Annotated in this window: 16 protein-coding genes; all 16 read right to left on the bottom strand. The window is 39.3% G+C overall.

The genetic code is table 11. From position 1 onward, the window contains the following. Positions 1-5: 5 nt before the first annotated feature. Positions 6-326: an NADH-quinone oxidoreductase subunit NuoK gene (gene nuoK / locus BUC12_RS15055; RefSeq protein WP_062181126.1), complete on the bottom strand. Its 321-nt coding sequence runs from the start codon at positions 324-326 to the stop codon at positions 6-8. 4 nt (positions 327-330) lie between these two features. Continuing rightward, the gene (locus tag BUC12_RS15060) at positions 331-834 is read right to left on the bottom strand and encodes an NADH-quinone oxidoreductase subunit J family protein (RefSeq protein ID WP_062181129.1); all 504 of its coding nucleotides are present in this window, start codon (positions 832-834) and stop codon (positions 331-333) included. 12 nt (positions 835-846) lie between these two features. Further along, positions 847-1,380, bottom strand: a complete 534-nt coding sequence (locus BUC12_RS15065; RefSeq protein WP_062181132.1) for a NuoI/complex I 23 kDa subunit family protein — start codon at positions 1,378-1,380, stop codon at positions 847-849. Positions 1,381-1,388: 8 nt separating this feature from the next. After that, positions 1,389-2,420 carry an NADH-quinone oxidoreductase subunit NuoH gene (gene nuoH, locus BUC12_RS15070; RefSeq protein ID WP_062181135.1) on the bottom strand — a complete coding sequence of 344 codons (1,032 nt, stop codon included), beginning with the start codon at positions 2,418-2,420 and terminating at the stop codon, positions 1,389-1,391. A gap of 10 nt (positions 2,421-2,430) precedes the next feature. Further along, a complete protein-coding gene (locus BUC12_RS15075) occupies positions 2,431-3,477 on the bottom strand; it encodes an NADH-quinone oxidoreductase subunit G (protein ID WP_062181138.1) in 1,047 nt (348 codons plus the stop codon). Then, positions 3,474-4,844 carry an NADH-quinone oxidoreductase subunit NuoF gene (gene nuoF, locus BUC12_RS15080; RefSeq protein ID WP_062181139.1) on the bottom strand — a complete coding sequence of 457 codons (1,371 nt, stop codon included), beginning with the start codon at positions 4,842-4,844 and terminating at the stop codon, positions 3,474-3,476. The genes BUC12_RS15075 and nuoF overlap by 4 nt, the downstream gene beginning before the upstream one ends. Positions 4,845-4,939: 95 nt before the next feature. Continuing rightward, a complete protein-coding gene (locus BUC12_RS15085) occupies positions 4,940-5,464 on the bottom strand; it encodes an NADH-quinone oxidoreductase subunit NuoE family protein (RefSeq protein WP_062181141.1) in 525 nt (174 codons plus the stop codon). A 13-nt stretch (positions 5,465-5,477) separates the two neighbouring features. Continuing rightward, a complete protein-coding gene (gene nuoD, locus BUC12_RS15090; RefSeq protein WP_062181143.1) occupies positions 5,478-6,713 on the bottom strand; it encodes an NADH dehydrogenase (quinone) subunit D in 1,236 nt (411 codons plus the stop codon). A 12-nt stretch (positions 6,714-6,725) separates the two neighbouring features. Next, on the bottom strand, positions 6,726-7,262 hold the full coding sequence (locus BUC12_RS15095) for an NADH-quinone oxidoreductase subunit C (protein ID WP_062181145.1): 537 nt from the start codon (positions 7,260-7,262) through the stop codon (positions 6,726-6,728). Continuing rightward, positions 7,262-7,813 (bottom strand): NADH-quinone oxidoreductase subunit B, encoded by a 552-nt coding sequence (locus BUC12_RS15100; RefSeq protein WP_062181147.1) that lies wholly within the window; start codon positions 7,811-7,813, stop codon positions 7,262-7,264. The genes BUC12_RS15095 and BUC12_RS15100 overlap by 1 nt, the downstream gene beginning before the upstream one ends. A gap of 11 nt (positions 7,814-7,824) precedes the next feature. Then, positions 7,825-8,193, bottom strand: coding sequence for an NADH-quinone oxidoreductase subunit A (locus tag BUC12_RS15105; RefSeq protein WP_062181150.1), 369 nt, complete (start codon positions 8,191-8,193; stop codon positions 7,825-7,827). Positions 8,194-8,499: 306 nt separating this feature from the next. Further along, complete coding sequence (locus BUC12_RS15110; RefSeq protein ID WP_062181153.1) at positions 8,500-9,705, bottom strand: L-serine ammonia-lyase; 1,206 nt, start codon at positions 9,703-9,705, stop codon at positions 8,500-8,502. 16 nt (positions 9,706-9,721) lie between these two features. After that, entirely contained in the window at positions 9,722-11,284 is a 1,563-nt protein-coding gene (locus BUC12_RS15115; RefSeq protein ID WP_062181156.1) for a hypothetical protein, read from the bottom strand. Between the two features lie 11 nt (positions 11,285-11,295). Further along, the gene (locus tag BUC12_RS15120; RefSeq protein WP_062181160.1) at positions 11,296-12,459 is read right to left on the bottom strand and encodes an ABC transporter ATP-binding protein; all 1,164 of its coding nucleotides are present in this window, start codon (positions 12,457-12,459) and stop codon (positions 11,296-11,298) included. Positions 12,460-12,513: 54 nt separating this feature from the next. Further along, complete coding sequence (locus BUC12_RS15125; protein WP_317041633.1) at positions 12,514-13,875, bottom strand: voltage-gated chloride channel family protein; 1,362 nt, start codon at positions 13,873-13,875, stop codon at positions 12,514-12,516. A 148-nt stretch (positions 13,876-14,023) separates the two neighbouring features. Continuing rightward, positions 14,024-14,251, bottom strand: a complete 228-nt coding sequence (locus BUC12_RS20465) for a winged helix-turn-helix domain-containing protein (protein ID WP_062181162.1) — start codon at positions 14,249-14,251, stop codon at positions 14,024-14,026. Between the last annotated feature and the right edge of the window lie 110 nt (positions 14,252-14,361).

A 14,361-nucleotide genomic window follows, 5' to 3' on the forward strand; every position in this document is an offset into this window, starting at 1 on the left:
GAAAATTATCCTTTCAAGTTTTTTAAATTATCAATATCAATAGAACCGATATTTCTGAATATAGCCACCAGAATGGCCAATCCTACCGCTACTTCGGCGGCAGCTACTGCCATCGAAAAAATAACAAATACCTGCGCACTTGCATCCTGGTGGTAAACCGAAAATACGGCGAGCAGCATATTTGCTGCGGCGAGCATAAGCTCGACAGACATTAGCATTACTATAGTACTGCGCCTATAGAGCATACCCAGAACACCCACACAAAACAATAATGCCGAGAGGTAGATGTAATTGTTAATTCCTACTTGTTCTAAAATATCATGCATAGCTTTAAGCTTTATTCTCTCTTTTTGAAACCAATACTGCACCTATCATCGCTGCAATCAATAACACAGAAGTAAATTCGAACGGAACCAGATATTCGTTCAATATCACATCTCCGATTACTTTTACCGACTGAAAATCGATTTCAGCTGCCTTGTATGCTTCTATTGTCGGTGTAGCTTTAAGGAAAGCCCCTAACAGTAGAACAACCATGAGACATGCCGAAACTGTTGCAGCTATACGACTAGCTACTTTTTTTACCGGTTCGTGCTGTTCATTCAGGTTCATTAGCATCAATGTAAACAGCAGCAGTATCATTATAGCTCCGGTATATACGATAATATGAATCACTGACAAAAACTGTGCATTCAGCATCAAAAAATGACCTGCAATAGAAAAGAAGCACACAATCATATATATGGCACTATGTACAGGATTCTTCGATAAAACGGTCAGAAGCCCTGATGCTAATGTAATTGCTGCTAAAATGTAAAAAATTATTGTAATCATCTTTTCAAAGAATCAATTATATCTTTTGTTTTTACCATCTTCTACGGATATTACCAGCTTATCTTTTCCATAGATAAAGCTTTCGCGGTTGGTTCCCACATTTACGTGCTTTTGCGACTTGGTCAAGAAAATGGCTTCTTTCGGACAAGCATCTTCACACAATCCGCAGAATATACAACGCAACATATTGATTTCGTAAACAGCTGCATATTTTTCTTCGCGATACAGATGTAATTCATCTTTAGTACGCTCGGCTGCTTTCATCGTTATTGCTTCTGCCGGACAAGCCAATGCGCACAATCCACATGCAGTACAACGTTCGCGCCCTTCTTCGTCACGCATCAAAACATGTAGTCCACGGTATACCGGACTGTATGTACGTGTTTGTTCAGGATATTGTATCGTGATCTTCTTTTTGAAGAAGTGCCTTATAGTAATCATCATACCTTTTACTATCTGTACAAGATAGATACGTTCCCAAAACGACATATCTTTGTTCGTAACCGCCGTTTTACGTCCCGAGAGTGATATATTTTCAATAGCCATTTCTTTCCTTATTTAAATAGTAACACACCTAATCCAACCAAAAGAATATTTACCAAAGCCAATGGGAATAGTATTTTCCAGCCCAGATTCATCAATTGGTCATAGCGGAAACGAGGAATAGTCCAACGAACCCACATATAGAAAAATATAAAGAATGATGTTTTTGCCAGAATAGAAAGTAGTGCAAAAATATTAGCAATGTTTACTCCCCAATTATCAGCGACCCATTCCATTCCCGGATAATTATATCCACCGAAGAATAATACCGAAATAAGTGCCGAAGAGAAGAACATACTTACATATTCAGAGAACATGTAAAATCCCATCTTCATAGAAGAAAACTCAGTATGGTGACCATTTACCAGCTCTGATTCACATTCAGCCAAGTCAAAAGGTGTACGGTTACATTCCGCAAATGAGCAAACCAGAAAAATCATGAACGTTAAAGGTTGGAAAAATATATTCCACCCGAATCCTGCCTGCTGCTCGGTTATTTCTCTCAAACTTAAAGTTCCGGTCATCATCACCAGAGCTATAAGAGATAAGCCCATTGCAACTTCGTACGAAACCATCTGAGCACCTGCACGAATCCCTCCCAATAAAGAAAACTTATTATTTGAAGCCCATGCACCTATAACTATACCATATATACTGGTCGACATAACGGCAACTACATAAAGCAGAGCTATATTTATTTCGCCTACCTGCGGAACATATTCGACACCTGCTATCACAAATTTCTCAGCCCACGGAATAACTGCACTTCCCAAAAGAGAAACTGTCATCGCAATTCCCGGTCCGATAATAAATAATAACTTATTGGGTGTATTGGGTATAAACTCTTCTTTAGAAAAAAGTTTTGCACCATCACATATAGGCTGCAAGATTCCGAATATACCGGCACGGTTAGGTCCATAGCGGTCTTGAATAAATCCGGCTATCTTACGTTCAGCCAGTGTTGAATACAAGGCAAAGAACATGGTTAGTGCAAAAATAATCAGTACAAGAACCAGTTTTTCTATGATAAATGATATTTCCATCGCTTAGACGTTATTCTTCGTTTGCTTTCTTAATTGCTTCCATTTCAGCCTGGTCGAAAGGGAATTCAGACATACTTATTTTTTTCTGATCTTGTTTTCTTCCCTCCAGTACCAAATCGTCAGTATCAATCTTTACCTTTTTCAACTGGCGGGTATAATTATTTACATTCAGAACAGAATCTTTTTCGAATTTGCGAGGCCCTTCGATAACCCAGTCTTCAGCTTTCTTATGATCGAAACGACACTCGTTGCAGATAAACTCTTCTACTTCATGATACTCATCCTTGCGTGCTGTAACGCGTTGTACATGATCACCAAACATCCATAGAGTTACTTTACCCGAACAATGAGGGCAATCGCGATGCGCATTAAAAGGCTTGTTGAACCATACACGCGATTCGAAACGGAAAGTCTTATCAGTTAATGCCCCAACCGGACATACATCGATCATATTTCCTGAGAAATTATTATCGATCGCTTTTGATATATAGGTCGAAATCTGTGCATGATCTCCTCTGCCTATTACACCATGTACACGTTCGGGGGTCAATTGGTCAGCTAATTTTACACAACGATAACACAGAACACATCTGTTCATATGCAGTTGTATATAAGGGCCGATATCTTCGGGTTCGTATGTTCTTTTTTGTTCGATGTATCTGGTCTTGAAATTTTTATTTCCATAAGCCAGATTTTGTAAATCACATTCTCCTGCCTGATCACATACAGGACAATCCAGCGGGTGATTTATAAGTAAGAATTCGGTTACTGCCTGACGGGCTTCCAGAGCTCTGGGCGAAGTAGCACTTTTTACTTCCATTCCGTCTTGCACAGCTGTAACACACGAAGGTTGCAACTTAGGCATAGGACGCGGATCGCGCTCGCTACCTTTTGATATTTCAACCAGGCAACAACGGCATTTTCCTCCGCAATCTTCCAACTTAGAGTAGTAACACATGGTAGGAGGCACACAATCGCCACCGATCATACGAGCAGCCTGCAGGACTGTGGTTCCCGGTTCTACTTCTATTGTATGTTCATCTATTGTAACTTTCATTGTTGAACTGTTTTTGTCAGCAGATGTCTAACCTTTTCCATGGGTTCATCTACGAAATGTTTGATATTTTTTACCTTTTCAGGGAATCTCACGTGATACTCAAACTCTTCACGAAAATGTCTGATAGCAGCGGCAACCGGCCAAGCGGCAGCATCACCTAACGGGCATATTGTATTCCCTTCTATTTTACCTTGAATACTCCAAAGTAATTCTATATCTTCTTCACGTCCGTACCCGGTTTCGATACGGTGAAGTATTTTCTCCATCCAGCCTGTTCCTTCACGGCATGGCGAACACTGTCCGCAGCTTTCGTGGTGATAGAAGCGTGAAAAATTCCATGTATTACGAACAACGCATGCCGAATCGTTATAAACGATGAAACCTCCCGATCCTAATGACGAACCGGTAGTGAAACCGCCATCCGCCAAAGATTCATATGTCATCAGACGATCTTCGCCATTTGCTGTCTTGAATATATATTGTGCAGGAAGAATAGGCACTGATGAACCTCCGGGAATAAAGGCTTTCAGCGGACGGTCATCGATCATTCCACCCAGATATTCATCCGAGTTCATAAACTCATCAACGGTCAGTCCTAATTCGATTTCATATACTCCGGGATTTTTAATATGCCCCGAAGCTGAAATAAGTTTTGTTCCTGTAGACTTGCCAACTCCGATAGAAGCATATTCTGCCCCACCATTGTTTACAATCCATGATACAGCCGAGATAGACTCGACATTATTCACCACAGTAGGTTCTGCCCACAATCCGCTTACGGCAGGAAACGGTGGTTTTATACGGGGATTACCTCTTTTTCCTTCTAATGACTCGATAAGGGCTGTCTCTTCTCCACAAATATATGCACCTGCTCCGCAGTGTACGTATAAGTCCAGATCGTAACCTGTACCCAGTATGTTTTTACCCAGCCATCCATTAGCATAGGCTTCTTTAATTGCTTTTTCAAGGATTTTAAAAACCCACATGTACTCACCTCTTATATAGATATAAGACAGATGAGCCTCCAGAGCAAAACTAGAGATGATAGCTCCCTCTATTAATAAATGAGGAATATGCTCCATCAAGAAGCGGTCTTTGAATGTTCCGGGCTCCGATTCATCTGCATTAACAACAAGATGACGGGGTTTACCCGATTTTTTATCAATGAAACTCCATTTCAAACCCATAGGGAAACCTGCTCCCCCACGGCCTCGTATTCCTGAAGTCTTAACTTCTTCAACAATCTGATCAGGAGTCATAGTTTTCAGTGCTTTTTCAACACCACTATACCCTCCGTTTTTACGATAGACTTCGTATTCCTTTATTCCGGGGATATGTATATTTTCTAATAATATCTTTCTGGCCATCGTACTTACGCAATTAAACGTATTTAATGATATATTTTCTAATAATAACTAAATTCGTCTTATTACTTACCTAAGCAATAAGAAGGTCTGCGACCTTAATCCAGTTTTATTTTACCTTGTTTACAGTCTTCTACCAACACATCAAATTTCTCTTCGGTAAGATGCTCATGGTAAAAATCTCCCAGTTGAAGCATAGGGGCATAACCGCAAGCTCCAAGACATTCTACACCAACGACACTGAAAAGCCCATCTTCGGTAGTTTCTCCTTCTTTGATTCCAAGTTTTTTACACGCATATTCAATCATATCCTCCCCGCCGCGTATAGTGCAGCACGAAGTCCGGCAAAACTCAAATGTATACTTACCTCTGGGTCTTTGATTAAACATAGTATAAAATGTAACCACCTCGTACACTTCGATAGGCTTTACATCTAATATCTCAGCCACCCTATTCATCAACTCTACACTCAACCAGTTTTCGTGAGCATCCTGTACTGCATGCAGAACAGGCAGCATAGCCGATTTTTTCTTATCAGCCGGATAGTGGCTCAGCAACTCGTCTATACGAGCCTGAAGTTCAGGTGTAATATTTATTTCTTGTTTATACTCTCTTCTTTCCATTGATACGAATCATTTATGCGTCGAGCTCTCCGGCAATTACGTTGATACTTGACAAGGTTGCTACTGCATCCGAGAACATTCCTCCTTTAATCAATTCAGGGAATGCCTGATAGTATATAAAGCACGGACGACGGAAGTGTAATCTGAATGGGGCTCTCGATCCGTCTGTTATCAGGTACATACCCAATTCTCCATTAGCAGCCTCTACCGAATGATATACTTCTGCTATAGGAACCGGTACTTCGCCCATTACAATCTTGAAGTGATTAATCAAAGCCTCCATACTCGTGTAAACCTCATCTTTAGGAGGAAGGTAGTAATCGGGTACATCGGCATGATAAGAACCATCAGGTAAATTATCTAAAGCCTGACGGATTATTTTCAAGCTCTCTTTGATTTCGGCGCATCGCACACACCAGCGATCATAAGTATCACCACCTGTACCAACAGGCACAACGAAATCAAAATCTTCGTACGAACTATAAGGCTGGGCTACACGTACATCATAGTCGACTCCTGTAGCTCTTAAATTGGGACCGGTAAACCCGTAGTTTATGGCTTTCTCTGCTGAAATAGCCCCTACACCAACCGTACGATCCATAAATATCCTGTTACGGATAAATGCCCGTTCCAGCTCGTCCCAAGCTTTAGGAAATCCTTCTAAAAACTCTCTGATTTTGCTCCAGCAAGCTTCGCTGAAATCACGCTCGAAACCTCCGATCCTACCCATATTGGTAGTCATACGTGCTCCGCAGATTTCTTCATATATCTCGTAAGCCAACTCGCGGTATTTCATCACATACAAGAATGGAGAATACGCACCTAAGTCTACTCCGAGAATAGAGTTACAGATAAGGTGATCAGTTATACGTGCTATTTCCATAATTATGACACGCATATATTGTGCCCGTTTAGGAACTTCAACACCTAAAGCCTTTTCAACAGTCAACCACCAGCACATATTATTTATAGGTGCCGAACAGTAATTTAAACGGTCTGTTAGCGGAGTGATCTGATAAAAGGTTCTGTTTTCTGCAATTTTTTCAAATGCTCTATGTATATACCCGACGGTGGTATCCGCATCAATTATACGCTCACCATCAAGTAACAATATATTCTGAAATACACCATGTGTAGAAGGGTGAGTCGGTCCGAAATTCAATACCGATAGTTCACGCCCATCTTCAAAGCGTTGTTCTCTGACAATCTTTGCAAAACGGTGTTCCTGATCTATAAATAAGTCTGACATCTGATTTTCCCTTTACTTGGTATTAGGTTCATAATTATCTGGAGTACGTCCGAAGAAGCGGTCATCTTTATCGGTACGTGCCGAATCTTCTAACGGATATTCTTTTCGCATGGGGAATGATTTCATTCCTTCATCATTCAATATCCGTTTCAGGTTCGGATGCCCTATAAAGTGCACCCCGTAAAAGTCATATGTTTCGCGCTCCATCCAATTGGCGGACGCAAATACACCGGTTACGGTATCCACCTCAACTTTATCGGCAGGAAGAAATGTCTTCACACGTACCCTCACATTATCAATCCAGTTATGTAACAAGTACACAACTGCATATTGGCTAGAAGTATCATTATCGGGATAGTGCACCCCGCAAAGGTCGGTAAGGAAATTAAAACGCAAAGTCTCGTCTTCCTTCATAAAACGGATAACATCCTTTATTATCTCAGAACCGGCTTCGAAAGTAAAGATATCCTGTTCCATTCGAAAATTCGACACTCCACCTTCAAAACGACCACTGACTTTAGTTTGAATATCTGTAATTTCTAGTGACATTATTCAAATTTATATGATTCTAATAATTCCTGATACCTCTCTGAACCTCTGCGATGGATAGATTCGCTTTTTACTATTTCCTGTAATTGCATCACACCATCCAGTATTTGCTCGGGACGTGGCGGGCAACCCGGTACATATACATCTACAGGTATTACCTTATCAATGCCTTGCAATACCGAATATGTATCAAACACTCCACCCGACGACGCACAGGCTCCAACAGCTATCACCCATTTAGGTTCAGCCATTTGCTCATATACATGACGTAAAATAGGCGCCATCTTTTTAGAGATAGTACCCATTACCAAAAGCATATCAGCTTGACGTGGCGAAAAGCTGTTACGCTCAGCACCGAAACGTCCCATATCGTATGTCGCAGCCATTGTAGCCATAAACTCAATTCCGCAACAAGATGTAGCGAAAGGCAAAGGCCATAATGAATTGGCGCGAGCCAAACCGATCACATAATCGAACTTGGTCGCAAAAAAACCACTTCCTGAATATCCTTCAGGAGCCGGTGCTATATTAATAGGAGTTGTATTACTCATGACTAAAATGCTTATTTTTCCCAATCAAGGGCTTTTCTCTTAACAATATAAAGATATCCGATAAGGAGTACAATTATAAAGCCTCCCATCTTAAGAAGTCCGCTGATTCCTATTTCCTGGTAGTTAACTGCCCAAGGATACATAAAAACGATTTCTATATCGAAAAGGACAAACAGAATCGCTACAAGAAAATATTTAATTGCGAAAGGAGTTCGGGCATTACCTATGGAGTCTAATCCACATTCGAAGTTGGCGCTTTTTCTAGAAGCTTTGTGTTTAGGCCCCAAAAAATTGGATGCTAAGATTGTGCCGAAAACAAATACAGCAGAAAATGCTACTTGTATTAATATAGGCACAAAATCATATAAACCTGATTGCATTTCTTAGTTATTTTAGGATCTGTCAAAAATGACATTTAGTTACATTTCTCTTACAAATATAAACAAACAACTAACAAAAACCATCTATGAAGCCATTTATTTTATCAATATGTTACATCCTGTTAAACACAAGATACAAAAAACAATCTTTTTGACAATTCGACTTAACAATTAGTGGCGCGAGCCATATATATAGTATCTTAGATTAATATAATTTCACTAAATTTTAATTAAAACAACAAAGGCATAATTTATCCTGACCTGATAAATTATGCCTTCTTATTCTGTTTTAATGTTATTTATAGGCTAATCTTCTCCTTCTACATTTTTTGCCAAGCCTCCATGAGAAGTCTCTTTATATAAACTAGGCAGATCGTGTCCGGTCTCTTTCATTGTACGCACTACCTTATCGAAACTTACGAGATGCTTCCCATCCGAAAGCATAGCATAAGAACAAGAATCTAATGCCCGTACTGCAGCAAATGCATTACGCTCTATACATGGTACTTGTACTAATCCACAAATAGGATCACACGTTAATCCTAAATGATGTTCGAGTCCCATTTCTGCGGCATATTCTATTTGAGAAGTTGTACCTCCGAATAATTGTGCGCCTGCGGCTGCCGCCATAGCGCATGCTACGCCTATTTCTCCCTGACATCCTACCTCTGCACCCGATACAGATGCATTCTCCTTTACAATATTACCTATCAATCCTGCCGTAGCCAAAGCTCTGATAATCTTCTTGTCACTTACATTATGGTGACCGGTATGTAAATGATACAATACAGCAGGCAATACTCCACACGAACCGCAAGTGGGTGCTGTCACTACTCTTCCCCCTGATGCATTTGTCTCGGATGTAGCCAAAGCATAAGCAAAAAGTAAGGCACGGCTCATCATAGAGCCATTATATCCTTTGGCTTTCACATAGTAAGACGAAGCCTTACGCTGCAAACCAAGCCCACCGGGAAGTACACCTTCTTCTTCGATCCCATGCTTAATCGCGGCCTTCATAACACTCCATACCTCTGCTAGATAATTGAATATCTCAGGCCCTTCGGTTTCTTCCACATATTCCCAGAATGTTTTTCCTGTTTTATGAGTCCATTCCAGAATCTGCTTCATCGAATGTTTGTCATATATTGATTGAACAGAAATTTTTGTTTTTTCATCTGCTAAATCTCCACCTCCAATACTGTATATCGTCCATGTATCAAGTATATCTTTATTTGCAGACAATGATTTTAATATCATCCCATTGGGATGGAATGGTAATTCTATCTCCGGAATCCAGACTATTTCTACACTTTTAGGGGCTAAAACTTCAGCTATAGCCACATCCGTCATATGGCCCTTACCGGTAGCAGCAAGGCTTCCGTATAATTCAACTATATACGAAGAGGCTTTAGGGTTCCGCTCCTTGAAAATCCGGGCAGCATTACCCGGCCCCATTGTATGGCTACTGGATGGACCAAAACCGATCTTAAATATTTTTCTGATGGATTGCATAGATATATTGTATGACTTACTCTTCAGGTAAGCTCTTCCATTTTAATAAAACATAACGGATAAAAAGCCACATTGTTGCGAATGTCAAACAGATATTTCCCCAAACAAATTCAGCGATGTGTTTATCCATAAAATCATACCAACGGCAACTTAACGCATTTTCATCTCTTCCTAAATAGTCGACACCAACTGTATCATAACATGCCGTTTTAGTTATTGTATAAACAAAAATGAATAAGATAACAGGTACTGCCGGCAATGCCCATATTACATGGCTTATATATATATTCGACTTACCTTTACTGCTCATACTTTGATTTTTGCTGATAATCATCAACAGCTCAACTATAAATAACACGAGCAATACAAACATATACGAAAATATACCAAAATCTGCGCCTAAAATGATCGGTGCAAAAGAAAATACAGAATTGATAAACAATATAACACCTGCTGCTACAAAAGCAATCAGCCATGCTTTTCCGGATGTAGCCCGGTACGAAAACATCAATAAAGAAAGCCCCAGAGCAATACAAACCAATACCAGTAAAAATATCGGACTAACAAGCGGCTCCATATGTGCATCGAAAATTTCCTTATAAGCACTTTCTAGTTCATCGTATTGTACATAATAATTACGAATGTTATTTGTCGGATCTCCGTAATATTTATAATTATATCTTGAAGAATAATCTTCGGTTTCCCTTTCGAAATTGGTATTATACGAAGACATCAGGTTAAAGTCTCCAACGGGGTATTTAGCCGGATTATAAATCAGCTTCAACCATATATCTTTTGTTAGATTTGATTTCAGTCCGTGCTTTGTTTGCAATTTTAGAAAATCATCCATCAACTGGCTGATAGCAGCCTTATCCTGATCGACCAACATTTTCTTTACATCCCGGTCATCCCTCAATTTTAAACCGTATTCTTCCGTTACATATATAGGGCTGTAACCTGAATAGTTTAGTAACGATAACTGAGTAAAATTAGGATAGTTCTCATAGTACACATTTTGATTCTCGGCCAACATAATCAGCGAATCCATTGGGGTGTATTCTTTCTTCCGGAACATTTCCATAGTTTCTTCATCCGGATATTCTTTATAGTAAGTAGTCTTATCAGTAGGGATAAGCATCTTAACCATATTTAGTGTTTCAACTGCTTTTATCGTTTCAGTCTTGCTTGCATAAGATCGCTGCTTTACAATAGAACTTGTATGGAATGTGAGAAAAGGTAATATAATGGACAATACAATTACAAAGATCATAATCCACTCCAGATAAAGAGAAGTACTCTTTTGAGGATAAAACGACTTAAATGCGCTATTTTTCGAATAAAAGATCAACCATACAATCAATGTCAGAAGGCTGGCAACTCCTATTCCAAAATAAGTAAATCCACTACTGGCAAACTGATCATAATAATATCTGGAAGTAAAATCTATAGATTCCCCGAAATAGCCAATCAAAAAGGCTGCTATATTTATAACTACGGCGAATCCCAACACAGGTACAATCCGTATATTCCAAAGCAACGGATAATTTAACAGCAAGTATTTTTGTATTTTATGTAGCATTTTTATCAAGTTTAAAGGAAGAAACGTCGGGTCGAATTAGATATATTTCTGAAATAGGTCAGTGATATATGTTTATCGATAATTAATTGTAAGAACTGCTCCTGAGATACAACGGATGGGAATATAGCAATATATGTCCCGCCTTTCAACTGTAGATTGAGTAACCCGATAGATGTTAACGCCTCCCGTATCGGTTCTTGCCCCCAATCGCTTTCAAACTCAATAATCAGTTCAGCATCATCTTCCATATGCAGAGAAGCATCCGAACCTGTATTTGTTACGCTTTGCGGTTTACCTTGTTTAAGGAAAATAACCCTGTCTGAAGTTTTTTCCACTTCATACAATTGCTGCGAACTCAGAACAACCCCTAATGGACGGAACAAAGATTTTGCGATATTCCTGAAATCGTCCAAAACTACTTGCTGAGCCAAGATATCCAAGTTAGCCAACGGTTCGTCTATCAATAACAAATGAGGCTTACGTAAAAGCATACGCGCCAGCTCGAAACGCATCTTATAGCCGGATGATAAACTTTTCCAATTCAGATGGCGATATCCTCTCAGTCCCATCCGGGCAATAACCAATTGAACAAGATGCTCGTTCTCCTCACCTAATATTCCGTATGAAGATGCTGTAAACTGTAAATTAGACAGCAACGAGCCATGCCAGTCCTTTGTCCTTTGAGGAATATATATGAGCTTAGTACGCAAGTCATAACTATTCTCCCTCTCGAATATATATTTTACAGAGCCACCGGTTATAGCTAATTCTCCACAAAGAGAACGAAGCAAGGTTGTTTTTCCATTGCCATTCTCGCCTACCAGTCCGATAATCTCTCCTTCGGAAATAGTAAAAGATATAGGTCCCAGCGCAAAAGCTGAGTTTGGATAACCTTTTACCAGTTCATTTACTTCGAGAAGATATTTTCGTTTCTTAATCTCTTTTTTACTGAGAACATTGTATAAATCTTCTAATATAACTTTGAATCGAACATTTATTTCGTCTATATTATTCTGATTCAACTCAAGCCAGTCAAGTAAATCTGCTGCTTTTTTATAATATACCAGATCTTCGGTATCAAGAGTAAGATCAATTATCCTCTTCAACAGATTGGGATAATCATCATATTCAAGCAGATTATATATTTCTTTGTAGTATGTATCAAATAATTGCATATGGTTGTTTTTTCTATGATAGGTGCTAAGATATGCACTTTATATAAATAATCTTTATTTTGCGCTTCTTTCTTTTGTTGCATCTGATATATCCGACAAGGTTTTTCCTTTTGATAATCCAAATAATAAATGCTTGGGGCTACCAATTATCTGGGAAGTATAAATACCCGTATGTCCGGAAAATAAATAAGCTACTATACAGGCTATAGCCACAAATACACCACATTCGGCGCCGAATAATTCTATCCCCATAAGCGAACATGCGATCGGAGTATTAGTCGCTCCCGAAAAAACTGCAACAAACCCCATTCCCGCGAGTAAAGCCATAGGCAAAGGTATTATCAAGAATAATGCACTACCCAAAGTAGCACCGACAAAAAACAGAGGCGTAACCTCTCCCCCTTTAAATCCTACACCAAGAGTAAAAGTCGTTATCAGTATTTTTAAAAGGAAATCATACCACTGCTGTTGCACAGTAAAAGACTCGACTATAACAGGTACTCCTAACCCAATATACTTAGTAGAACCTATAAACCAAACAACCAGCGCTATGATCGCACCTCCGATGAAAGGACGTAGAGGCGGGTAATTTATTGCCTTCTTCGACAAGTTGCTCCAGAAATGAACAGACTTAGAGAATAACAAGGCTGCCAATCCAAATATAATTCCGGCAATAACGGCGTACAATAAGGTTATAAGAGTCATTTCGGGCACAAATGGAACAGAATAATGTGTATGTGAAACTTTCCAAAGATCGTGACATGTATAATTAGCTATTATAGCTACCAAGAAGCTAGGAAGTATAGCCTCATAGCGCATACGCCCCACAATAAGAACTTCGAGGGCAAAAACGGCTCCGGCTAAAGGCGTACCAAACACCGAAGCAAAACCAGCACTAACACCCATTATTATAATTATTTTTCGATCCCGCTTTCTCAATCCAAAAAATTTAGAAAATTGGTCAGCGATTGCCCCACCCATTTGCACGGCAGTTCCTTCGCGTCCGGCAGAACCTCCAAACAAATGAGTCAGAAATGTCCCGATCAATACCAAAGGGGCCATACGAAGCGGTATTATTTTATCTGGAGAATGCACTTCTTCGATCAGCAAATTATTTCCTTTCACAGCCCGATCACCCCAATAGTAGTACATTAACCCGATTAACAATCCGGCCAACGGCAGCAAACCGATAATCCAGAGATGGCTTTCGCGATAGTTTGTAGCCCAATCCAGGGACACCAATAACAATGCCGAAGCAGAACCGGCCAACAACCCTATGATAATGGAAAAAAGGCTCCATTGTAATAAGTATAAGAAAATGGGTAATTGTTCTACCTTTTTGATGAATTTACTGATATAAGGGTGCAACATAATAATATTTGGCTGAATCGGGTAATGAGAACCTAAAAGTAACATAATCCTAAAAGGATATACAAATATAATCCAGTTTTATTACATTCCCTGTAAAAAAGAGCCTAAGACCGAAAAATCACTTCTCAGTCTTAGGACATTCAACCCACATCTATGATTCTTTTTTAAGTGTAGGTAAAAAAGAACTGGATAATTAGTAGTAAAGTTCAGTATCTATGTTATTAAACTCTATAGTCAAATTTCCAGATCGATCTCTGTACAGGATGATCTTATTCTTGTGTAATAACCAACCTAAAGTCATTGCGACTGCAGTATCTTCCAGTTTCGTTAACTCAACTATTTGTCTCAACGACATTTTTCTGTTGGTTAACAGTAAACCTAAGATAAATTTTGCTCTAATATCAACCTCTTGTTTCATCATCCCATATTGCGTGTTTTAACAATAGTATTAGATTATATATTTTTTCTTATGTCCAATACAAATATATGGGAAACAGGTTTAAAGAAGCCTTTTTTTAGGTTCTTATTGTG

The organism is Indolivaga macrotermitis (assembly GCF_900128985.1).
GTDB classification, from domain to species: domain Bacteria; phylum Bacteroidota; class Bacteroidia; order Bacteroidales; family Dysgonomonadaceae; genus Dysgonomonas_A; species Dysgonomonas_A macrotermitis.